Origin of the sequence: Amycolatopsis nigrescens CSC17Ta-90 (assembly GCF_000384315.1) — a bacterium.
In the GTDB taxonomy this organism is placed as follows: Bacteria; Actinomycetota; Actinomycetes; order Mycobacteriales; family Pseudonocardiaceae; genus Amycolatopsis; species Amycolatopsis nigrescens.
On record NZ_ARVW01000001.1, the window covers coordinates 1 to 21943 of the forward strand.

The 21943-nt window shown below is 71.0% G+C and carries 21 protein-coding genes; 6 read left to right on the forward strand and 15 right to left on the reverse strand.

The genetic code is table 11. The features are described 5' to 3' along the window. On the forward strand, nucleotides 1–373 hold a 373-nt coding region (locus AMYNI_RS43160), incomplete at its 5' end, for an NUDIX domain-containing protein (RefSeq protein ID WP_020665894.1). A 154-nt stretch (nucleotides 374–527) separates the two neighbouring features. On the opposite strand, the gene AMYNI_RS0100010 is transcribed toward AMYNI_RS43160, so the two are convergent. The 7 genes from AMYNI_RS0100010 to thyX form a co-directional block, all read right to left on the reverse strand. Continuing rightward, complete coding sequence (locus AMYNI_RS0100010; RefSeq protein WP_245573834.1) at nucleotides 528–2132, reverse strand: substrate-binding and VWA domain-containing protein; 1605 nt, start codon at nucleotides 2130–2132, stop codon at nucleotides 528–530. Between the two features lie 408 nt (nucleotides 2133–2540). Further along, entirely contained in the window at nucleotides 2541–4175 is a 1635-nt protein-coding gene (locus AMYNI_RS0100015; protein WP_157357756.1) for a ribonuclease J, read from the reverse strand. A 59-nt stretch (nucleotides 4176–4234) separates the two neighbouring features. Further along, the gene (dapA, locus tag AMYNI_RS0100020) at nucleotides 4235–5248 is read right to left on the reverse strand and encodes a 4-hydroxy-tetrahydrodipicolinate synthase (RefSeq protein ID WP_040405391.1); all 1014 of its coding nucleotides are present in this window, start codon (nucleotides 5246–5248) and stop codon (nucleotides 4235–4237) included. Nucleotides 5249–5376: 128 nt separating this feature from the next. Beyond that, nucleotides 5377–6909, reverse strand: coding sequence for a serine/threonine-protein kinase (locus AMYNI_RS0100025; RefSeq protein ID WP_020665898.1), 1533 nt, complete (start codon nucleotides 6907–6909; stop codon nucleotides 5377–5379). Between the two features lie 77 nt (nucleotides 6910–6986). Further along, nucleotides 6987–8228 carry an Nramp family divalent metal transporter gene (locus AMYNI_RS0100030; protein ID WP_020665899.1) on the reverse strand — a complete coding sequence of 414 codons (1242 nt, stop codon included), beginning with the start codon at nucleotides 8226–8228 and terminating at the stop codon, nucleotides 6987–6989. A gap of 147 nt (nucleotides 8229–8375) precedes the next feature. Next, a complete protein-coding gene (locus tag AMYNI_RS0100035; protein WP_020665900.1) occupies nucleotides 8376–8774 on the reverse strand; it encodes an ACT domain-containing protein in 399 nt (132 codons plus the stop codon). After that, nucleotides 8774–9526, reverse strand: coding sequence for an FAD-dependent thymidylate synthase (gene thyX, locus AMYNI_RS0100040; RefSeq protein WP_020665901.1), 753 nt, complete (start codon nucleotides 9524–9526; stop codon nucleotides 8774–8776). Before thyX ends, AMYNI_RS0100035 begins: the two co-directional genes overlap by 1 nt. A 133-nt stretch (nucleotides 9527–9659) precedes the next feature. Between thyX and AMYNI_RS0100045 the strand changes: the two genes are divergently transcribed. Together AMYNI_RS0100045 and AMYNI_RS0100050 are read left to right on the forward strand one after the other, a co-directional pair. Beyond that, nucleotides 9660–10169 carry a toxin-antitoxin system HicB family antitoxin gene (locus AMYNI_RS0100045; protein ID WP_020665902.1) on the forward strand — a complete coding sequence of 170 codons (510 nt, stop codon included), beginning with the start codon at nucleotides 9660–9662 and terminating at the stop codon, nucleotides 10167–10169. Then, nucleotides 10166–11089 (forward strand): DUF4097 family beta strand repeat-containing protein, encoded by a 924-nt coding sequence (locus AMYNI_RS0100050; RefSeq protein ID WP_020665903.1) that lies wholly within the window; start codon nucleotides 10166–10168, stop codon nucleotides 11087–11089. Before AMYNI_RS0100045 ends, AMYNI_RS0100050 begins: the two co-directional genes overlap by 4 nt. Before the next feature lie 138 nt (nucleotides 11090–11227). Here AMYNI_RS0100050 and AMYNI_RS0100055 read toward each other — a convergent pair whose 3' ends face one another. Together AMYNI_RS0100055 and AMYNI_RS0100060 are read right to left on the reverse strand one after the other, a co-directional pair. Next, on the reverse strand, nucleotides 11228–12436 hold the full coding sequence (locus AMYNI_RS0100055; RefSeq protein ID WP_020665904.1) for a winged helix-turn-helix domain-containing protein: 1209 nt from the start codon (nucleotides 12434–12436) through the stop codon (nucleotides 11228–11230). Between the two features lie 2 nt (nucleotides 12437–12438). Beyond that, nucleotides 12439–13380 (reverse strand): EamA family transporter, encoded by a 942-nt coding sequence (locus AMYNI_RS0100060; RefSeq protein ID WP_040405397.1) that lies wholly within the window; start codon nucleotides 13378–13380, stop codon nucleotides 12439–12441. Between the two features lie 93 nt (nucleotides 13381–13473). Between AMYNI_RS0100060 and AMYNI_RS0100065 the strand changes: the two genes are divergently transcribed. Further along, a complete protein-coding gene (locus AMYNI_RS0100065) occupies nucleotides 13474–14034 on the forward strand; it encodes a GNAT family N-acetyltransferase (protein ID WP_020665906.1) in 561 nt (186 codons plus the stop codon). Here the strand turns inward: AMYNI_RS0100065 and AMYNI_RS0100070 are convergent. After that, complete coding sequence (locus AMYNI_RS0100070) at nucleotides 14018–14512, reverse strand: GtrA family protein (protein ID WP_051116427.1); 495 nt, start codon at nucleotides 14510–14512, stop codon at nucleotides 14018–14020. The two genes, AMYNI_RS0100065 and AMYNI_RS0100070, sit on opposite strands and share 17 nt — an antisense overlap. A 157-nt stretch (nucleotides 14513–14669) precedes the next feature. Between AMYNI_RS0100070 and AMYNI_RS0100075 the strand changes: the two genes are divergently transcribed. Beyond that, the gene (locus AMYNI_RS0100075; RefSeq protein ID WP_020665908.1) at nucleotides 14670–15191 is read left to right on the forward strand and encodes a YqaA family protein; all 522 of its coding nucleotides are present in this window, start codon (nucleotides 14670–14672) and stop codon (nucleotides 15189–15191) included. Here the strand turns inward: AMYNI_RS0100075 and AMYNI_RS0100080 are convergent. Next, a complete protein-coding gene (locus AMYNI_RS0100080; RefSeq protein ID WP_020665909.1) occupies nucleotides 15188–15514 on the reverse strand; it encodes a cupin domain-containing protein in 327 nt (108 codons plus the stop codon). The genes AMYNI_RS0100075 and AMYNI_RS0100080 overlap by 4 nt on opposite strands. Nucleotides 15515–15578: 64 nt before the next feature. Between AMYNI_RS0100080 and AMYNI_RS0100085 the strand changes: the two genes are divergently transcribed. After that, complete coding sequence (locus AMYNI_RS0100085; RefSeq protein WP_020665910.1) at nucleotides 15579–17006, forward strand: aminotransferase-like domain-containing protein; 1428 nt, start codon at nucleotides 15579–15581, stop codon at nucleotides 17004–17006. On the opposite strand, the gene AMYNI_RS0100090 is transcribed toward AMYNI_RS0100085, so the two are convergent. From AMYNI_RS0100090 to AMYNI_RS0100105, 4 genes are all read right to left on the reverse strand, one after another. Then, complete coding sequence (locus AMYNI_RS0100090; protein ID WP_020665911.1) at nucleotides 17003–17446, reverse strand: tetratricopeptide repeat protein; 444 nt, start codon at nucleotides 17444–17446, stop codon at nucleotides 17003–17005. The genes AMYNI_RS0100085 and AMYNI_RS0100090 overlap by 4 nt on opposite strands. Beyond that, nucleotides 17443–18219 (reverse strand): 4-hydroxy-tetrahydrodipicolinate reductase, encoded by a 777-nt coding sequence (gene dapB, locus AMYNI_RS0100095; RefSeq protein WP_020665912.1) that lies wholly within the window; start codon nucleotides 18217–18219, stop codon nucleotides 17443–17445. Before dapB ends, AMYNI_RS0100090 begins: the two co-directional genes overlap by 4 nt. Nucleotides 18220–18226: 7 nt before the next feature. Beyond that, the gene (locus tag AMYNI_RS0100100; RefSeq protein WP_020665913.1) at nucleotides 18227–19597 is read right to left on the reverse strand and encodes a M16 family metallopeptidase; all 1371 of its coding nucleotides are present in this window, start codon (nucleotides 19595–19597) and stop codon (nucleotides 18227–18229) included. 92 nt (nucleotides 19598–19689) lie between these two features. Beyond that, nucleotides 19690–21930 (reverse strand): polyribonucleotide nucleotidyltransferase, encoded by a 2241-nt coding sequence (locus AMYNI_RS0100105; protein ID WP_020665914.1) that lies wholly within the window; start codon nucleotides 21928–21930, stop codon nucleotides 19690–19692. Nucleotides 21931–21943: the final 13 nt, after the last annotated feature.

Here is a 21943-nt window from a genome sequence, read left to right on the forward strand (position 1 = left end):
GGACCTTCCCGGCGGCGGAGCGAACCCCGGAGAAGATCTCACCGACACCGCGCGCCGAGAGTTGGCCGAAGAGACAGGCATGGTCATTGACGCGCTCGGCCCGCACCTGTGGGATCGGGAGGTCCGCTTCCGCTTCCGAGACCGGTGGCACCACCGCCGCGACCGCGTCTTTTTCGCGCGGGTGTCGAACATCAGTCCGTCCCGTACGCCGTCGCACACGGCCAACGAGCAAGCGAACCTCATCGAGACCCGCTGGTGGTCTCTGGCGGAACTGGAGAGCAGTTCGGCTAAGTTCCTGCCGCCGAATCTCCCGGCCCTGCTGGCCGACCTCCTCAGCGGCGAACTGCACGCGCCGATCTTCCTCAACGCCTGACGCACTAGATGGCGCGTTGTACTCAGTCCACCGGTCTCACCGTGCTATCCACGGTGAGACCGGCCAAGCGTGGCCTACGAGGGATCGCGCAGGTCACAAGTAGGTAACCAATTGCACCTTGGCTCCAGCAACACTTTTCACTCACGACGTCGAGTTAGCAGGACGGGGGTTGACAGGCAAGCTTGCCCAGCGCCGCGTAGAACACGTCCCCGATCTTGGTGGGGTCCGGGGTGGTGAAGGCCTTGCCGCCGGTGGGCGTGGTGATCGCGTCCAGCTCGGCCGGGTCGATGTCCGGCCCGATGCCGATGCCGATGATCGACACCGGGCGCCGCGGGTCGTGCAGCCCGGCCAGCTCGGCCAGCAGCCCTTCCCGGCTGATCCCGCCGGGGTCCTCGTTGCGGCCGTCGGTCAGCACCACCACCACGTTCAGCCGTCCCGGCTCCCATTCCTGCCTGGCCTGCCGGTAGGCGGCGAGCACGCTGTCGTACAGGCCGGTGCGCCCCTCGGCGGTGGCCTTGACCGCGCGGAGCTTCGCGGACACTTCGTCGAGGTGCTCGCCGATCGGCGCCATCGGCACGATCTCGCGGTAGTCCTTGTCCCCGTCCAGCTCGGTGGAGAAGGTCCAGATACCGATCTTCGACGTGGCCTTGAACAGCCGCAGCCCGCGCTCGGCGGCCTCCAGGGTGATGCCCATCCTGGTCTTTCCCGACCCCGGCACGGCGGCGTTCATCGATCCCGAGACGTCCACCAGCACCCTGGCCCGCGAGCTCAGGTTCACCCCGGCCCACTGGTTGAGCACCTCGTCCACCGCGGTGCCCGGCGGCAGCGGGACGGCCGGCTTGTACTGCGCGGAGATCCGCTGGTCCACCGAGCGGTCGCGGAGCATCCGGCCGTCCGGGGTGCGGAAACCCGCGTCGCCCAGCGCGGTGGCCCCCTCCTGGCCGGCCAGCGCGCGCAGCAACCGTTCCGCGCCGGCCTTTTCGCTGCCGCCGATGCCGTCGAGCACGGCGAACGGGTAGTCCAGCGCCGGGATCGCGGCGGCCGAGTAGGCCGCGATCAGCCCGGCTTCGCTCTGCTTCGCGTTGTGGCGCAGCACGGAGTTCTCCGAAGCCGGGAACGCGGTGACCGGGCGTTCCTGGGTGGCCGAACCCGGCAGCCTGCCGAAGAGCGCGGCCGAGCCGTCAGTCGCGTTCGGCGTGAACCGGCGCAGCGCGGCGGCGTAGGCCGCGGCGGGGTCGCCCGCGGTCTTGGTGGCCTCCCGCACGCCGAGCAGCGCGGAGACCCCGACCGGGTCGCGGGCCGGGTCCGGGATGCCGAAGACCACGTCGCTCTGGCCCAGCACCTCGGCCCAGCCCGGCGAGCTGTCCGGCCAGCCGAGCGTGGTGGCGGTGTCCTTGGCCAGCGCGAGCACGACCGGCGAGCTGGCCACCGACGTGCCGGACTCGGGCACATCGGTCGCGCCCGCGTCCCGGGCGCGGCGCAGGTTCAGCGTGGAGTCCGGCAGCCACACGTGCGGGCGCTCGGAACCGTCGGAGACCGCCAGCGACTCGGCCACCGTTGCCGACTCGCGGTCCCGCACCTCGATCCGGTAGCAGCCGTCCTCGGCCAGTGCCCGCCCCAGCTGGGTGACCACCGGCGCGATGTCCGGCGCCGCCGCGACCCGGACCACGGTCGGGGTCACGCAGTCCCCGTCGCCGGTGTTGGCGCTGACCAGTTCCACGGTTGCCCAGCCCGCGCCGGCCAGTACGACCACCGCCACGAGGGCCGCCAAAGGCTTGCGAGAGCGCTTCTTTTTCGCACTCGGGGAATGCCGCCCCACCCGTGCCGCCTCCTGCCGATCGAAGTGGCCCGCTGCGGAAGGGCCACGTTTTCGCAGCCTTCAGGCTAGACGTAAATCAGCATCCCTTTTACTGCGTTCGGAGCAGCCCGATCTAGCCCGTGTGCCGTTTTTCTCGTCCTCTCGCCTTCCATCCCCAGGTGGAGGCGGACAAGACCGCAGCGGGAGGACGGCGTGACCCCCGACACGAAAAACTCGGCCATACCAAAGGAACTGCCAGTGAAAGGGAAACAAGAGCCGGTCACCGGAATACACCAACAATGATCATGAAAAACGGCCGTCGCTTTCTCCGCACTGAGGGTGGGGAAAGCGACGGCCGTTGTCGGCGAATCAGACCGGAATGACGGTGGGCACGATCATCGGTTTGCGCCGGTAGGTGTCCGCGACCCAGCGGCCGACCACGCGGCGCACCGACTGGGCGATCCGGTGCATGTCCGTGATGCCCTCGGACTCGGTCCGGGACAGCTCCATCTCCACCAGCGGCACCACGGCGTCCAGCGCCTTCGGGTCGTCGGAGAAGCCGCGACCGGAGACCTTCGGCGGGGTCACCGCGCGACCGGTCTTCGAGTCCACCGCGACGCTGATCGCGATGAACCCGCCCTCGCCGAGCACCAGCCGGTCGGACAGGGTCGACTCGCCGACATCGCCGACCGAGAGGCCGTCCACGTAGACGTGCCCGACCTCCACCCGGCCGGTCCGGCGGGCGCGGCCGTCGACGAGGTCGACCACCACGCCGTCCTCGGCGATCACCACGTTCTCCGGCGCGACCCCGGTGCGCACCGCGAGCGCGCCGTTGGCCATCAGGTGCTTCCACTCGCCGTGCACCGGCATCACGTTGCTCGGCCGCACCGCGTTGTACAGGTAGAGCAGCTCGCCGGCCGAGGCGTGCCCGGAGACGTGCACCTTCGCGTTGCCCTGGTGCACCACCTGCGCGCCGAGCCGGACCAGGCCGTTGACCACACCGAACACCGCGGTCTCGTTGCCGGGGATCATCGAGCTGGCCAGCACCACGGTGTCGCCGGCCCGGATGGAGATCTGCCGGTGCTCACCGCGCGCCATCCTGGACAGCGCGGACAGCGGTTCGCCCTGCGAGCCGGTGGAGACGAACAGCACCTTGCTCTCCGGCAGGTTGCTCGCCTGGTCCAGGTCGACCAGCAGCCCGTCCGGCACCACGAGCAGGCCGAGCTCGGCCGCGATGCCCATGTTGCGGACCATCGAGCGGCCGACGAAGGCCACCCGCCTGCCGTGCCGCACGGCCACGTCCAGCACCTGCTGCACGCGGTGCACGTGGCTGGCGAAGCAGGCCACGATCACCCGCTGGTTCACCCGCCGGATCACGTCGTCGAGCACCGGCCCGATGTCGCGCTCGGGCATCACGAACCCGGGCACCTCGGCGTTGGTCGAGTCCACGCAGAACAGGTCCACGCCCTCGTCGCCGAGCCGAGAGAACCCGGCCAGGTCGGTCAGCCTGCCGTCCAAGGGCAGCTGGTCCAGCTTGATGTCCCCGGTGTGCAGCACCACCCCGGCCGGGGTGCGGATGGCCACCGCGAGCGCGTCCGGGATGGAGTGGTTGACCGCGAAGAATTCGAGGTCGAAGGTGCCGACGGTCAGGCGCTCGGCTTCGCGCACCTCGATCAGCTTGGGCCGCTGCTTGTGCTCCTTGCACTTGGCCGCGAGCAGCGCCAAGGTAAACCGGGAGCCGTAGATCGGCAGGTCGGGCCGCATCCGCAGGAGGAACGGGACCGCACCGATGTGGTCCTCGTGCCCGTGCGTGAGCACCAGCGCGTCGATGTCGTCGAGCCGGTTCTCGATCGCCCGGAAGTCGGGCAGGATCAGGTCGACACCGGGCTGGTCGTCCTCGGGGAAGAGCACCCCGCAGTCGACGATCAGGAAGCGGCCGGCGTGCTCGAACACGGTCATGTTGCGGCCCACCTCGCCGATGCCGCCGAGCGCGACTACGCGCAGGCCGCCTTCCGGCAGTGGGGGTGGTGCGTTGGTCGGTCCTGGGCCGGTGGGAACGGGGTTCACCTATGAATGGTCCCTACGCTGGTATGGGTGGTCGGGGCGACGTAAGCCGCCGCCGAGTCGGTCTGGGCGACCCTGGAGCTGTGCCAGTCGGTCGACGGCGAATCGTCGAGCGGCACGCCGGCCTGGGTCAGGTCGGCCGCGATCGCCTGGATCTGCTCCTCGGTGGCGGGCACGATCGGCAGGCGCGGCTCGCCGACATCGTAGCCCCGCATGCGCAGCGCCGTCTTACCGAACACCACTCCGCCCACCCGGGAGAAGGCGCGGTACACCGGGAGCATGCCGCGATGGTTGGTCCTGGCGGTGGAGGTGTCGCCGTCCTCGTATGCCTCGATCATGGCCTTTATCCGGCCCGCGACCACGTGCCCGACCACGCTGACCACCCCGGCCGCGCCGACCGACAGCCACGGCAGGTTCAGCCCGTCGTCGCCGGAGTAGTAGGCGAGGTGGGTGTTGGCGATGACCTCGCTGCCGGCCAGCAGGTCGCCCTTGGCGTCCTTGACCGCCACGATCCGCGGGTGCTCGGCGAGCCGGCGCAGGGTGTCCACCTCGATCGGCACGATCGAGCGCGGCGGGATGTCGTAGAGCATCACCGGCAGCCCGGTCGCGTCGGCGACGGTGGTGAAGTGCGCGTACACCCCGGCCTGACTCGGCCGCGAGTAGTACGGGGTCACCAGCAGCACGCCGTGCGCGCCGGCCTTCTCGGCAAGGCGGACCAGTTCGACGCTGTGCGCGGTGTCGTAGGTGCCGGCACCGCTGACCACGGTGACCCGGTCGCCGACGGCCTCCACCACGGCGCGGATCAGGTCGGACTTCTCGGCGTCGCTGGTGGTCGGGCTTTCGCCGGTGGTGCCGTTGACCACCAGGCCGTCGTTGCCGAGGTCGACCAGGTGCGCGGCGAGCTCCTGGGCCTTGTCCAGGTCCAGCGCGCCATTCGCGTCGAAGGGAGTGACCATGGCGGTAAGCACGCGCCCGAAGGGTCTGCCCGGCGCGGCGGAAGGAGGAGTGGACATGCTCCTGACGTTACCTCCTTACCCCCATGATCCCGGCGACGACCTGGCAGAACGTCATGATCGTCGCACGCGCCGCCACCGGGCCGCAGGATCGCCCGCGCGACGGGCGCGTCGCCGGAACTTCTCCGCTACTTGACCGGCTTCACGGCCTGGTCGGTGCGCTGGCCGCCGGCCTTGTCCACCACCAGGCAGATCACCTTCCGGATCTGGTCGCCCGAGGCGGTTGCCGGCGGCTTCGCCCACTCCTTCTCGGTGGGATAGAGGGCCAGGAACTTCAGCTGCGGCCGCTTGCCGGCGTCGATCTTGTTCGAGTAGAAGCTCGCCAGGCACTTGCTCTCGCCGAACTGCCGCGCCCGGTCCTGGCCGGGATAGCTCGCGGCCACCGCGTCGCTGTCGTTCGAAGCGCCGACCACCACCGCGGCCTCGTACCACTCCGCGTCGTGCCGCTCGTCGCACTCCACCCAGTTGTTCTTGGTCAGCGTCCTGCCCTTGACCAGTGGCGTGTTGAGGCAGTAGTCGCTGCTGCTCTCGTTCAGCGCCGGGATGTCACCACCGTCGCCGTAGGACAGCGAAGGCAGCATCGCGTCGTCCACCGGCGTGCTGCCCCACCAGTTGCCGAGGAAGAACCCGCCGACCAGCAGCAGCACCCCGAGCACCGCGCCGCCGCCGATCAGCAACCCCTTGCGGTTTCCCTTGGGCTGCACCGGCTGCGGCTGCTGTCCATAAGCGACAGAGGTCGGGGCCTGGCCGTGGTACATCGCGGTCCGCTGGCCGCCGGGCGGGGTCTGCTGCCCGGACGGCGACCTGGCCATGGTGAGCAGCCCGCGCGCCTGCGCCGGCGAGATCCTGGCCTCCGGACTGCTGATCAGCAAGCCCATGATCGCCGACGCGAGCGGCCCTTGGCCGCGGGTCAGGTAGGGCACCTCGGTCATGATCGCGTGCAGGGTGGCCGCGGTGCTGGTCCGCTCGAAGGCGACCACGCCCTCCACCGCGAAGAACAGCGTGACGCCGAGGGACCACAGGTCCGAGGCCGGCATCGCCTCGCGGCCTTCGACCCGCTCGGGCGCCATGAACGCGGGTGAGCCGACGATCATCCCGCTGGTGGTCAGCCTCGGATCGTCCACCGCGTGCGCGATCCCGAAGTCGGTCAGCTTCACCCGCCCGTTCGGCGCGACCATGATGTTGCCCGGCTTGACGTCCCGGTGCACGATGCCGGCCTCGTGCGCGGCCTGCAGCGCGCTGAGCACCTGCTCACCGATCGAGGCGACCTGCTCGGCGGGCAGCGGGCCGTGCTGCCGCACCAGGTCGGACAGCGTGGGCGCCTCCACCAGCTCCATCACGATGTAGGTCCGGGCGGTGCCGTCCGTGCTGGTGTCCTGTTCGGACACCACGTCGTACACGGTGACCACCGCCGGGTCGTTCAGCCTGCCGCCGGTCCGCACCTCGCGCAGCACCCGCTCCTGGAAGACCCCCTCGGCCTCCCGCAACTCCTTGATCGCGACGTGCCGCCCGATCACCTTGTCCTCGGCGCGCCAGACGATGCCCATGCCACCGCGGCCGATCTCGCCCAGCAGGACGTAGCGCCCGGCGATCACCCGTGGCCCGGCGGCGGGCTGGGTGGGCTGGGTCTGCTGCGCGTACTGGGCCTGTTCCTCGGTCACGGTTTCCGGTGCCTCCCCATCGAAGTTGGCCAGGATGGTAGTCCGACCGCTTCGGTGGGCGTGCGGTTCCCGCCCGGTCAGCCGGCGAACGTGAGATAGATCAGCGCCACGTTCAGCGAAATGATCACCCCGGCGATCAGCCAGGCCAGTGTGGTCGTCACCCGGTGGTTGGCGTCCTCACCCATCAGGCCGCGGTCGCTGGTCAGCCGCACCAGCGGGACGAGCGCGAACGGGATGCCGAAGGAGAGCACCACCTGGGACACCACCAGCGCGCGGCTCGGGTCGGCGCCGAGCGCGAGCACCAGGATGGCCGGGGTCAGCGTGACCAGCCGCCGCAGCAGCAGCGGGACCCGCTTGCGCAGCAGGCCCTGCATGATCATCGCACCGGCGTAGGCGCCGACCGAAGTGGACGCCAGCCCGGAGGCGAGCAGGCCGATCGCGAACAGCAGCGCCAGCCCGGGGCCGAGCGCCTCGCCAACCGCCGCGTGCGCCCCCTCGATCGAGTCGACGCCCTCCTTGCCCTGCAGGTTGGTCGCGGCCAGCAGCACCATGGCCAGGTTCACCGCTCCGGCCAGCAGCATGGCCAGCCCGACGTCGAACCGGGTCGCCTTGAGCAGCCGGCGACGGCCCTCCCCCGCGCCCGGGTGCCCGTGGCGGTCACGGGCCAGGCCGGAGTGCAGGTAGACGGCGTGCGGCATCACGGTGGCGCCGAGCATGGCGGCGGCGATCAGCACGCTTTCCGCGCCGTCGAAGCGCGGCACCAGTCCCCCGAAGGTCGCCGAAGCCGACGGCGGTTCCACCACCACGCTGGCCAGGAAGCCGACCGCGATCACCGCGAGCAGACCGGTGATCACCCGCTCGAACGGGCGCTGCCCGCGTTTGTCCTGCACCAGCAGCAACAGCATGGACACCGCGCCGGTGATCAGCCCGCCCAGCACCAGCGGCAGGTCGAACAGCAGGTACAGCGCGATCGCCCCGCCGACCACCTCGGCCAGGTCGGTGGCGATGGCCACCGCCTCGGCCTGCACCCAGTAGCCCAGCCGGACCGGCCGCGAAGTCCGCTCCCGCACCGCCTCCGGCAGCGACAGGCCGCTGACCAGCGCGAGCTTCGCCGACAGGTACTGCACCAGCCCGGCCATCAGGTTGGCCGCCACGATCACCCAGACCAGCAGGTAACCAAACTGGGCCCCGGCGCTGATGTTCGAGGCGACGTTCCCGGGATCGACGTACGCGATCGCCGCGACGAAGGCCGGGCCGAGCAGCAGGGAGCCGGCCCGCACCTTGGCGAGCTTGGGCCGGACAGTCTCCGCCAGTGCCATTGCGGCCCACCTCTCGTCAGCAAGGCCAACGCTGCCAGCGCTCGGCGTTGTCGCCATGGCCAACTCGAAGTTTAGGTGCGCCGAACTTTGCCGGACAAGGTGACATGTGGCACTAGTCGGCAACGAATGCGCCACGAACCGCGAACCTCAGGCGTCCAGCGCTACCTCGTGCCCGGACGCGCGCAGGGTGTCCACCGCGCGGGCCAGCTCCTCGGCCTTCACCAGCAGATGGTCGGTCTCGAAGGTGGACAGCGAGAACAGCGCGACCCCGGCCGCGGCGAGCTCGCCGGACAGCGCGGCGATGATCCCGGTGAGGGTGAAGGCCAGCGGGCCGCGCACGGTCAGCAGCCGCCAGCCGGACTCCACCTTCGCCCCCGCCGGGGTCAGCTCCGCCGGGCAGATCACGGACAGCTCCTGCGGCGTCCTGGTGACCGAGACCAGCGCCGGCTCCCGTGGGTCGAGCAGACCGGCCGGGGTCGGCGCGTCCGGCGCCAGCCGGGCGACCACGTACTCGCCCGGCTGGACGTCGACGGCGAGACGGCGCATCAACCTTCCAGCACCTTCGGGCTCGAGGCGACCTCGGTGCCGTCCGGCAGCGTGGAGATGGTGAAGTCGGCGAACACGTTCTCCGCCGCCTTTTGCAGCTGCCGCAGGCATTCCACGGCCAGCGCGCGGATCTCCACGTCAGCGTGCTCGGTCGCGCGCATGGCCACGAAGTGCCGCCAGGCGCGGTAGTTCCCGGTGACCACGATCCTGGTCTCGGTGGCGTTCGGCAGCACCGCGCGGGCCGCCTGCCTGGCCTGCTTGCGGCGCAGCGTGGCGCTCGGCGCGTCCGCGAACTTGTCCTCCAGCCCGGCCAGCAGGTCGGTGTAGGCGTCCACACTGGCCTGCGCAGCGGCCACGAACTTCTCGTGCAGCTCGGGATCCTGCGCGATCACCTCGGGCTCGACGAAGGCCGCGTTGCGCTCGGGCACGTAGCGCTGGGACAGCTGCGAGTAGGAGAAGTGCCGGTGCCGGATCAGCTCGTGGGTCAGCGAGCGGGAGATCCCGGTGATGTAGAAGCTGACCGAACCGTGCTCGAGCACGGACAGGTGGCCGACCTCGATGATGTGGTCCACGTACCCGGCATTGGTGGCCGTCTTCGGGTTCGGCTTCTTCCAGGACTGGTAGCAGGCCCGGCCGGCGAACTCCGCCAGCGCCTGTCCCCCGTCGGCGTCGGTGGACCATGGCACGTCCTCCGGCGGGAAGAACTCGGTCTTCGCGATCAACTGAACCTTGGGCGACACCGTTTCGGCCACGCTCGCACTCCTTCTCCCCGCACCTGCGCTGAACACGGGCAGCGTAACCGGCCACCACGACCATTCCCGCACGACACCGCGATGACACCACGGTCTCCTTGACCGATGTCAGAAGTGACGTCATAGTGGTGTCATGGACCTGACGCCCTACATCACCAGCCTCCGGGAGGATCTGGCCGCCACGGCCTCCGCCGGCGACGAACAGACCCAGCGCGCGGCGGCCGTGCTGGCCGGGGCGCTGGAGCCCGCGGTGCGGCTCACCCTGATGAACGCGCTGGCCGACCTGGCCGCGGAGGTCACCGCCGGGCTGCCCGGTCAGGTGGTCGAGGTGCGGCTGGACGGCAGGGACGTCCGGGTCGTGGTCACCGGGGACCGGCAGCCGGAACCGCCGCGTGAACCGGAACGCCCGCGGACCCCACCGCCGATCGACGGCGACATCAGCCGGCTGACGCTGCGCCTGGTGGAGCAGATCAAGGGACAGGCCGAGCAGGCCGCCGCGTCGCAGGGGGTGTCGCTGAACACCTTCATCTCCCAGGCCGTCCAGGGCGCGCTGCACGCCAAGTCCCAGTTCCACCGGCCGGAAAACACCGCACAGCAGGGCAACCAGACCGAATCGCAGCTGCACGGCTGGGTAAGGGGATGACCGGAATGACCGAGACACCTGACACCGCTGAACCTTCAGGTACCGAGAACGAGCTGGTGCGCAGCGAGTCGTTCCCGGTCGAAGGCCCGGTGGAACTGGATCTGGGCATCACCCTCGGCAAGATCGACATCCGGCTGACCGAGCGCACCGAGGCCGTCGTGGAGCTACGGCACGACGCGTCCGAACAGGTGCCCTGGGCCGAAGGCGTGACGAACCTGCTGAGCTGGGTGAGCGACCGGTTCGGCGCCGACCTCCGCGGCTCGGCCACCGACGCGGTGCAGCAGAGCCGGATCGAGAAGACCGGCGCACGGATCGTGGTGCGCGCCCCGGATGCCTTGCCGCTGCACAAGATTCCGCTCGCCGTGCGGGTGTACGCGCCTTCGGGTTCTCAGCTCAAGGTGCGGGCCGGCGCCGCCGAGGTGACCTCGACCGGGACTGCGGGCCGGGCCGACGTGGTCAGCGGCTCCGGCGATGTCGCGCTGGACAAGGTCGACGGCCCGGCCTCCGTGCGCACCGGTTCCGGCGACATCCGGGTCGGCGGCGCGCTCGCCGGGCTCCAGGTGAAGACCGGCGGCGGCAACGTGGAGGCCTCGGAGCTGACCGGCTCCGGATCGATGGTGACCGGCACCGGGGACGTCTGGCTCGGCGCGGTGTCCGGGGACGTGATGGTGCGCAGCGGCAGCGGGGACGTGGCGATCGCCGACGCGTCCTCCGGCACCCTCGAGCTGCAGACCGGTTCCGGTGAGATCCGGGTCGGCGTGCACTCCGGGGTGGCCGCCGAAATCACCCTGTCCTCCAGCGCGGGCCGGGTGTCCAGTGAGCTCGAAATGGCCGACCAGAAGCCGGAGGGCGAGGTCCCGCTGCGAGTGCAGGCCAGGACCGGCCTCGGCAACGCGGTGGTGACCCGCTCCGCGCTCTGAGCTGGGGGCGCATGCCCCCATTGATCGGGTGCGGGTGTCCCGCAAGATTCTGAGGGCCATCGCCCAGGGGATGAAGGGGCTTCGGCACGGGGCGACCCGCGCCGGAGCCCCTTCTGCTTTCCGTCGGACGCAGGCCGTTCAGAGCTGCTTGCGCAGGACGGGTGCCAGGTCGCCGCGGCCACCGACCGCGACCCCGTCCAGGCCGAGCCATTCCGCCATCGCCCGCAGTTCCGCGGCCAACTCGGCGGCGACCCGGCCGCGCTCGGCACCCGGCTCGGCGAACGCGCCCGGCACCCGCAGCAGCCCGGCCGCGCGGTCGGCCTTCAGGTCCACCCTGCCGACCAGCTCACCGTCGAGCAGGAACGGGAAAACGTAGTAGCCGTGCACCCGCTTCGGCTCCGGGACGTAGATCTCGATGCGGTAGTGGAAACCGAACAGCCGCTCGGTCCTGGCCCGCTCCCAGATCAGCGGGTCGAACGGGCAGAGCAGCGCCCTGCCGGTGATCGACCTCGGCGCGCCGGTGCCGGTGCGGCGGTAGGCCTGCGCCGGCCAGTCGCGCACCAGCACCGGTTCCAGCACCCCGTCCTCGACGAGCTCGGCGACCGCCTTGCGGCTCACCTCCGGCCCGATCCGGTAGTAGTCGCGCAGATCCGGTTCGGTGGCCACCCCGAGCGCGGTGGCAGCGCGGGTGATCAGCGCACGCGCGCCCTCGTCCTGGTCGACCCGGCGGGCCAGCACCTCCGGCGGCACCACCCGCTCGGTCAGGTCGTATAGCCGCTCGAAACCGCGGCGGGTACCGGTGGTCAGCCGTCCGGTGCCGAACAGCCACTCGCAGATCCGCTTCACCTCGGACCGGTCCCACCAGGCCCCTGGGGCGCGCTTGGCCGGGCCGGTGAGCTCGCGTTCGATGCCGCCGGCACCGATCGGGCCCAGCTCCTTGACCACCCGCAGCACGTCCTCGGCCAGCGACGGGGAATGGTCCAGGATCTGCTCGTAGCGGCGCCACCAGCCGGGGCGCTTGGCCCCGGAGTGCAGCAGCGGCCAGTCCTCCACCGGCACCAGGCTGGCCTCGTGCGCCCAGTTCTCCACCAGCAGCCGCGGCCGCTTGCTGCTGTGCGTCCAGGCGGCATCGTCGACCAGCGCCTGGTCGTAGCCGCCCAGCCGGGCGAACAGCGGGGCGTAGTGCGCTCGCACCGCCACGTTCACCGAGTCGAGCTGGATCAGCTGCACCCTGGACAGCACCCGCCGCAGGTGCCGCCTCGTCGGCTCACCCGCCGGCCTCGGATCCGCGAAACCCTGTGCGGCCAGCGCCATCCGCCGCGCCACCGCCGAACTGATCGTCTGCATGATCAGTCCATCCTGCCAGCGGGCACCGACATTTCCGCCTTCGCTCCCGCCGGTGCCCGTTCGGCGCGCACCACGACCACCACCGCGGCGATCACCAGCACCCCGCCGGCCAGCTGCGCCGGCCCGAACCGCTCACCGGCGAAGAGCACCCCGAGCAGGACCGCGATCACCGGGTTCACGTAGGCGTAGGTGGCCACCGTGGACACCGGCAGCCGGGACAGCACGAAGACGTAGGAGCTGTAGCCGATCAGCGAACCGGCCACGATCAGGTAGCCGAGGCCGAGCCAGGACGCCCCGCTCGCCGCGCCGGGGTCCAGCCGCTGCCCGGTGGCGAGCCCGACCGCACCGAGCGCCGCACCCGCCACGCACAGCTCGACGGCGGCCGCGGCGAACGGGTTGGCCGGCATCGGCAGCCTGGTGCTGGCCACCGTGCCGGCGGCCCAGCTGAACGCGGCGAGCAGCATCACCCAAGGCGCCCAGGCGGCGGTGCCATGCGCGCCTTCGGCCGGCCCGCCGAGCAGCACCAGCAGCGCGATCCCGGCCAGGCCGAGCAGCACGCCGATCAGCGTCACCGCGGGCGGACGGTGCCCCAGCACCCGGCGCATCATCAGCACGAACAGCGGCACCGACGCGACCAGCAGGGCGGCGAGGCCGGAGGAGATCTTGGTCTCCGCCACGGTCAGCAGGCCCTGCCCGCAGCCCGCCATCAGCAGCCCGGCCAGTGCCGCCGAGCCGAACTGCGCGCGGCTCATCCGCAGCGCGCCGCGGCCGCTGGCGACCAGGACGACCAGCAGCAGCACCGGGCCGGCAACGCCGAACCGCAGCGCCGCGCCGAGCAGCGGTGGAATCGACTCGACCAGGTACCGGATGGCCAGGTAGGTGGAACCCCAAACCACGTACACGATGCCGAGAGCGGCCACCGGAAGCCAAGATCTACTACCCATGGGCCGACTGTCGCACGAACCACCGACAGAAGAACAGTGGTTATTCGCCACGGCCTAGCCACCGCCATCGCCGCCGGCCGATAGGTTGCCGGAATGAGCACCGCGGACGTCCACCGGGCACAGGCCGACCAGGCCGCCGAGATCGCCAGGATCCAGCGGGTCACCTGGCGCGCGGCCTATGCCGACCTGCTCGGCGAGCACGCACTCACAGCGCTGGAAGCGGCGGACGCGGAAGCGCAGTGGACCGGCGCGATCGAGCACCCCGGCACCCTGGTCTACGTGGCCACCGAAGGCAGCTTCACGGTCGGCTTCTGCGTGGCAGGCCCGGCACCGGAGCCGGAAGCGGCCGCGGCGGACGGCAGCCTGCCCCCGGACGCGGACCGGCTCGGGCTGATCGCCTCACTGCTGGTCGAACCCCGCTGGGGCCGCCGGGGACACGGCGGGCGGCTGCTCGCCACCGCGGCCGAGGGCCTGCGCGTGCAGGGGGCCGAGCGCGGCATCGCCTGGGTGGCGCAGTCCGACGCGGCGTCACTGGGCCTGTTCCGCCGGGCCGGCTGGAAACCGGACGGCACCGTGCGCACCCTGGACACCGGCGAGCGGACCGTCCGCGAACTGCGGCTGACCGGCGGCCTGGAGCTCAAGCTCGCGGAGTAGCCCGGTCGGTGAACACGACCCAGCGCATCACCGAGTACATGAACGCGCCCTCGCAGGCGCCCGCGATGATCCTGGACAGGTGGTACTGCACGCCCAGCGCGGCCAGCCCGCTGCCGACGCCGAGGATGAACGCCAGGTAGTTGATCACCACGGCCACCGCGTAGCGCCATGCCTGTCCGCCGACCGGCGCGTGCGAGCGGAAGTTCATCTTCCGGTTGAGCACGAAGCTCAGCCCGAAGGCGCAGACGTACGCGAGCGTGACGCTGACCGCCACCGGGAGTCCCCACCAGCCGTGCAGCACGGTCAGCAGGGCGAGATCGACCCCGAAGGTGAAGCCGTTGATCAGCGCGAAGCCGAGGAAACTGGGGGCCACCCACCGGCTCAGCCCGAACGGCAGCCGCGCCACCACGGCCGCGCAGAATCCGGCGAACTTCTCGGCCGAAGCCGGCCCGGTGCGCAGGGCTAGATCCTCGGCCACGGCGTCGAGAATGCCATCGCCAGGTGACCGGGAGCCGACCACCAGGTGATCTTCCGGTGTGCACGGTGTCTCCCCTACGGGAGCAAACCCGGGGGTTTACCCCACCGACTGCCGATCGCACGGCTGCTAGCTTGGCAAGAGTTCCCCTGGAGGTCCCATGTTCGGCTGGCTGTGCGTGACGCTCGGTGTCGCGTTCGGCTCGGCACTGCTCCCCCTGATCAGCGTCGAGGTCTGGGTGCTCGGCCTGGTGTCCAACCAGCCGGGGGTGCACTGGCTGGCGGTCGGCGCCGCGGTCGCGGTCGGCCAGGTGGCCGGGAAGCTGCTCTTCTACCTCGCCGCGCGCGGTTCGATCAGGTTGCCGGCCGTGCTGCACGACCGGCTGCACCGCGAGCACCAGCCGTCGGCACGGCGGGATCGCTGGCGGGCCAAGACGAAATGGCTGCGGGCGAAGCTGGAGGCGTTGCGTGAACGCTGCCACCGGCATCCACATTGGATGAACGGCACCTACTGGGTCAGCGCGGTAGTCGGGCTGCCACCGTTCATGGCCACCACCGTGCTGGCCGGTCTGGTGCGGATGCGGCTGTCCACTTTCCTCACCGCCGGCCTGCTCGGCCGCTGGGTGCGCTACAGCCTGCTCGCCGCGGCTCCCGCGGTCTTCGCCGGCTGGATGCACCTCTAGTTCCCGTACTGGCTCGTCTCCGGACGCTCGACCAGCACCACGTGCGAGGGCTCCTCGGCCACCGGGCGGTGCTCGATTCCCTTGCGCACCACGAAAATCTCCCCCGCGTTGAGCGTGACCGGCCGCTGCCCCGCGAGGTCGAGCCGGAAGCTGCCGTCCCAGCAGAGGAAAAGCTCGTCCTCGTCGTGCCAGTGCCACGGGAACTCGCCCTCCAGCCTCGCGACCCGCAGCACGGCGTCGTTCACCACCGCCAGCTCGCGCTGCTGGAAGGGGCCGGGCAGACCGGCGATGATCTCGTCGACCGAGACGGGTTCGTTCGTCATGCGAGCCATCCTGCGCGGGACGGGGTCGCCGGCCCAGAGCCAATCCGGCAGAATTGGACCGGAGATGGAACCATTTGCGCTGACCGAGCGGCTCGGTCGCTGGTCCTCCGGCCGCGGGCCGCTGTACCTGCTGCTCGCGGCCAGGCTGCGGCGGCTGATCGACGACGGCGAGCTGCCGCCGGGGACCGCCCTGCCGCCCGACCGGGTGCTCGCCGCCGCGCTCGCGGTGGGCCGCGGCACGGTCGTCGCCGCCTACGACCTGCTGAGCCAGGAGTCGCGGATCGTCCGGCGCCAGGGCAGCGGCACCAGGGTCGCCGGAGCAGCGGCCACCGGGCCGGACACCTCGGACTCCCCCTCCACACCGGTGTTCCTGCACCTGCTGGAGCCACCGGACGACGTGCTCGTGCTCGCCTGCGCGGCACCCCGCTGCCCGCCGGAAGTGGCCGAGGCATACTCGCGCGTGCTGCCCGAACTGGCCGCGACCGGGGACGACATCGGTTATCACCCTTCGGGCACGCACCGGCTTCGGCTTGCCGTCGCCGAGCACTACGCGGCGCGGGGCGTGCCCACCGAACCGGCGCAGATACTGGTCACCAACGGTGCCCAGCAGGCGCTTTCCCTGCTGGCCCGCGCCTTCGTCCGGCCCGGTGACCAGGTGCTGGTGGAGGCGCCGACCTACCCCGGCGCGCTGGAGGCCTTCCGGGAGGAGGCGGCCGTCCTGCGCGGGCTGCCGGTCGGGCTCACCGGGTTCGAGGCGGCGCTGCGCGAGCACCGGCCCGCGCTCGCCTACCTGATACCGAGCTTCCAGAACCCGACCGGCTCGGTGCTGCCGGCACTGCTGCGGCGGCGGCTGGCAGCGGCGGCGACCGCCGCCGGTGTCCCGCTGATCGACGACGAAGTCCTGGCCGGGCTGGGTTTCCCGGGCCAGGAGACCCCGCCTCCGCTGGCGGTCTACGGGGACTCGGTGCTCTCGGTCGGCTCGCTGAGCAAGCTCGTCTGGGGCGGGCTCCGGGTCGGCTGGGTGCGGGCACCGGTGCCGGTCGTGGCCAGGCTCGCCCGGTTGCGCGCGGTGCACGACCTCGGCGGTGACCTGCCCGCCCAGCTGGTCGCGGCCGAACTGCTGCCACGGCTGGCGGAACTGCTGGAGAGGCGCGCGGTGCGGCGGCAGGCCGGGCACGACCACTTGCGCGCAGAGCTGGCCAGGCTGCTGCCGGACTGGGAGGTGCCGCCGGTGCCCGGTGGGCAGACCCTGTGGGTGCGGCTGCCGCACGGCGACGGCACCTCGTTCGCGCAGGCAGCACTGCGCCACCGGGTCGCCGTGCTGCCGGGCACCGGCCTCGACGTCACCGGCGGCAGCACGGCCTACCTGCGCCTGCCTTTCCTGCTGCCGCAGGAGGAACTGACCACGGCGGTGAGCCGGCTCGCCGGGGCCTGGCAGGACTACCGCCCGCCGCCGGCCAGGGTCACCGCGGCACCGGTCATGGCGATTTAGCCGGTTTCGGCCAGCTCGACGGCCTTGCGCATGGTCTCCCTGGCCCGGCGCCGGTCACCGGCGATGTCGTAGGCGTAGGCCAGGCGGTACCAGTACCGCCAGTCGTCCGGATGCTCGTCGAGCTCGGCGCGCCGGGCGTCGAACCAGGAGTCGGCGGCCTTGCGGTCCACCCGGCCCGACGGCATCCGCGGCAGGTCCGCGGTGTCCGGCAGCCCGCCCTCCTCGTCGAGCCGGCGGGCCAGCCGCTGGATCCTGGCGCCCGAGCGCCAGGTGGTCACCACGATCCACACGCCGAGCAGCGGCAGCAGCAGCACCCCGACCCCGAGCAGGACCGGGAACGGTTCACCGGTGCTCAGCAACGCAATCGCGCGACCGGCGAGCAGCACCAGGTAGACCCCGAGTGCGGCGGTCAGCACCAGCGCGACGTTGCGGGACCTCATAACCGCAGCACGTTCTCCAGGCCGACGGTCAGCCCCGGCTGCCGCAGCACCGAGCGGACCCCGAGCAGCACGCCCGGCATGAACGAGGTGCGGTCCATCGAGTCGTGCCGGATGGTCAGCGTCTCGCCCTCGGCGCCGAACAGGATCTCCTCGTGTGCGACCAAGCCGGGCAACCGGACCGAGTGCACCGGAACGCCGTCGACCAGCGCGCCGCGGGCACCGTCGAGCTCCGAGGTGGTCGCGTCCGTGCCCGGGCTGACCCCGGCCTCGGCACGGGCCTGCGCGATCAGCTTCGCGGTGTGCGCGGCGGTGCCAGACGGTGCGTCCGCCTTGCGGTTGTGGTGCAGCTCGATGATCTCGGCCGACTGGTAGAACTTGGCCGCCTGCTGGGCGAAGCGCATCGCGAGCACCGCGCCGAGGGCGAAGTTGGGCGCCACCAGCACACCGAGCTCGGGCTTCGGCTCGAGCCACTCGCGCAGGGTGTCGAGCCGGCTCTGCGCGAACCCGGTGGTGCCCACCACGGCGTGCATGTTCTGGTCCACCGCGAACCGCAGGTTGTCCATCACCACGTCCGGGTGGGTGAAGTCGACGATCACCTCGGCCTGCGCGTCGGCGATCTCGAACATCCAGTCGCCGGCGTCCACCATGGCCACCACCTCCATGTCGGAGCTGGCCTCCACCGCCTTCACCACCTGGGCGCCCATCCGGCCGCGGGCACCGAGCACGCCGACCCGGATCGGGTTGTCCTCACCACGCGCGCTGGACTCGCTCATGCCGCGCTCACCCCTGTTCTTCGATGACCCTGTGCAGGTCGTCCGGCAGATCGTCGTCGTGAGCGTACGGGCCGACGACGGCGGCCGCGGAGACCCCGCCGGAACCCCGCAGCAGTCCGCGGGCGAGCAGGCAGACCTCCTCGGTGGTGACCGCGTCGATCCGCGCCACGGTGTCCTCGATGCCCCGGTAGTCGCCGTAGTTCAGCTCCTGCTTGCCGATCCGGGACATCCGGGACGCGCTGTCCTCCATGCCGAGCACCAGGCCGCCGCGCAGCTGCCCCTTGGCCCTGGCCACCTCGGCGTCGGTGAGGCCGTCCTCGGCGACCTGGCCGAGCACCTCGCGCAGCACCCCGGCCACCTCGCCGAGCCGCTCCGGCTGGCAGCCGGCGTACACCGCCATGTGCCCGGTGTCGGCGTAGCTTGCCGTGGACGAGTACACCTGGTAGGCCAGCCCGCGGCGCTCGCGGACCTCCTGGAACAGCCGTGAGCTCATCCCGCCGCCGAGCGCGGCGTTGAGCACGCTGAGGGTGTAGCGGCGTTCGTCGTGCCGGGACAGCGCCCGCAGGCCGAGCATCACGTGCGCCTGCTCGGTGTCGTCGGTGTGCAGCACCAGCTTGCGGTCCAGCGGAATCCTTGCCCGGCCGCGCCGCGGCGGCACCGGCACCGCCGATCCGCTCAGCCGGTCGCGCAAAGCCTTGCGCACCAAGCGAAGCACCTGGGCGTGCTCGATGTTGCCGGCCACCGCGAGCACCATCCGGGGCAGCGTGTAGCGGCGCTTGTAGAACCCGCGCAGCGCGGTCGCGGACATGCCCACGATGGACTCCTCGGTGCCCAGCACCGGCAGGCCGAGCGGGTGCTTGCCGAGGATCGCGCTGACGAAGGTCTCGTGCAGCAGGTCCTCCGGGTCGTCGTCGCGCATCGCGATCTCTTCCAGCACCACGCTGCGCTCGGTGTCCACATCGGAGTCCGTGCAGAGCGCCTCGAACACCACGTCGGTCACCAGGTCCACCGCCAGCGGCAGGTCCTGGTCGATCACCTGCGCGTAGTAGCAGGTGTGCTCCTTCGCGGTGAAGGCGTTGAACTCGCCGCCGACCGCGTCGATCTCCTGCGCGATCTGGGTGGCGCCGCGGTTCGCGGTGCCCTTGAACAGCAGGTGCTCCAGGTAGTGCGCGGCACCGGCCACTGTGGACGGCTCGTCACGGGAGCCGACGCCTACCCACAGCCCGATCGTCGCGGACCTGGACGCCGGCACGTGCTCGGTGATCACCCGCAGCCCGCCCGCCAGCACGCTGCGCTTGACCACCGCACCGTCCGAAGTGGACTCCAGCGTCCTGGTGCTGCCTACGGGTTGCTCGTATCCCGGAACCTTGCTCGCCATGAGTCCTTTTCCACGCGGAAACTGCTTCAGATACAGCGAAGGACGCCTCCAGTGCATGAGGCACTGAAGGCGTCCTCAGCTCACTTCTCGGGTCAGGCGTCGGCCTTCTCGGCGGCGGCCGCCGGCTCGGCGGCCTTCTCCTCGTCGTCCTGGACGACGATCAGGCTGATCTTGCCCCGGTTGTCGATGTCCGCGATCTCCACGCGCAGCTTGTCGCCGACGTTCACCACGTCCTCGACCTTGCCGATGCGCTTGCCGTTGCCCAGCTTGGAGATGTGCACCAGGCCGTCCTTGCCCGGCAGCAGCGAAACGAACGCGCCGAACGCGGCCGTCTTCACCACGGTGCCGAGGAACCGCTCGCCGACCTTGGGCAGCTGCGGGTTCGCGATCGCGTTGATCTTGTCGATCGCGGCCTCCGCGGACGGGCCGTCCGCGGCACCGACGTAGATCGTGCCGTCGTCCTCGATGGAGATGTCGGCGCCGGTCTCCTCGGTGATCGAGTTGATCATCTTGCCCTTCGGCCCGATCACCTCGCCGATCTTGTCGACCGGGATCTTCACGCTGGTGACGCGCGGCGCGAACGGGCTCATCTCGTCCGGCTCGTCGATCGCCTCGGAGATCACGTCCAGAATGGTCAGCCGGGCGTCCTTCGCCTGCTTCAGCGCGGCGGCCAGCACCTCGGACGGGATCCCGTCCAGCTTGGTGTCCAGCTGCAGCGCGGTGACCACGTTCTTGGTACCGGCGACCTTGAAGTCCATGTCGCCCATGGCGTCCTCGGCACCGAGGATGTCGGTCAGCGCGACGTAGCGCGTCTCACCGTCGACCTCGTCGGAGATCAGGCCCATCGCGATGCCGGCCACCGGCGCCTTCAGCGGCACGCCGGCGTTGAGCAGCGCCATGGTGGACGCGCAGACCGAGCCCATCGACGTGGAACCGTTGGAGCCCAGCGCCTCCGACACCTGACGGATGGCGTAGGGGAACTCGTCCCGCTTCGGCAGCACCGGCACCAGCGCGCGCTCGGCGAGCATGCCGTGGCCGATCTCCCGCCGCTTCGGCGAACCGACGCGGCCGGTCTCACCGGTGGAGAAGGGCGGGAAGTTGTAGTGGTGCAGGTACCGCTTCGTGGTCTCCGGGGACAGCGAGTCGATCTGCTGCTCCATCCGCAGCATGTTCAGCGTGGTGACGCCAAGGATCTGGGTCTCGCCGCGCTCGAACAGCGCGGAGCCGTGCGCCCGCGGGATCACCGAGACCTCGGCGCCGAGGGAGCGGATGTCGGTCAGGCCCCGGCCGTCCATGCGGATCTTGTCGCGCAGGACGCGCTCACGCATGACCTTCTTGCTCAGCGCCTTGAACGCGGCACCGATCTCCTTCTCCCGGCCTTCGAAGGCTTCGCCCTCACCGACGCCGACCTTCGCCAGCACCGAGGCCTTGACCTCGTCGGTGGCGTTGTCGCGGTCCTGCTTGCCGGCGATGGCCAGCGCCTTGGCCAGGTCGTCGGTCGCGATCGCGGCCACCGCGTCGAAGGCGTCCGGCTGGTAGGCCAGGAACACCGGGAACTCGGCGGTCGGCTTGGCGGCCACGTCGGCCAGCTCGCGCTGGGCCTCGCAGAGCACCTTGATGAACGGCTTGGCGGCCTCGAGACCGTCGGCGACGGCCTGCTCGTCCGGCGCCTTCGAACCGGCGGCGATCAGGTCCAGGGTGTTCTCGGTGCCCTCGGCCTCGACCATCATGATGGCGACGTCATCCCCGACGATCCGCCCGGCCACGACCATGTTGAAGGTCGCGCTCTCCAGCTGCTTCCAGGTCGGGAACGCCACCCACTGGTCCTCGATCAGCGCGACGCGGACGCCGCCGATCGGGCCGGAGAACGGCAGGCCGGAGATCTGCGTGGACGCGGAGGCCGCGTTGATGGCCAGCACGTCGTAGGGGTCTTCCGGGTTCAGGCTCTGCACCGTGATGACGACCTGGATCTCGTTGCGCAGGCCGTCGGCGAACGACGGGCGCAGCGGCCGGTCGATCAGCCGGCAGGTCAGGATCGCGTCGGTGGAGGGGCGGCCCTCGCGGCGGAAGAACGCGCCCGGGATGCGCCCGGCGGCGTACATCCGCTCCTCGACGTCCACGGTCAGCGGGAAGAAGTCGAAGTGCTCCTTCGGGTGCTTCGACGCGGTGGTCGCCGAAAGCAGCATGGTCTCTTCGTCCAGGTAGGCGACGACCGAGCCGGCGGCCTGCTTGGCCAGCCTGCCGGTCTCGAACCGGACCGTACGGGTGCCGAACCGGCCGTTGTCGAGCACGGCTTCGGTTTCGTGCACGGTGACTCCGTTGGAGTCGGTCATATGGTGTATCTCC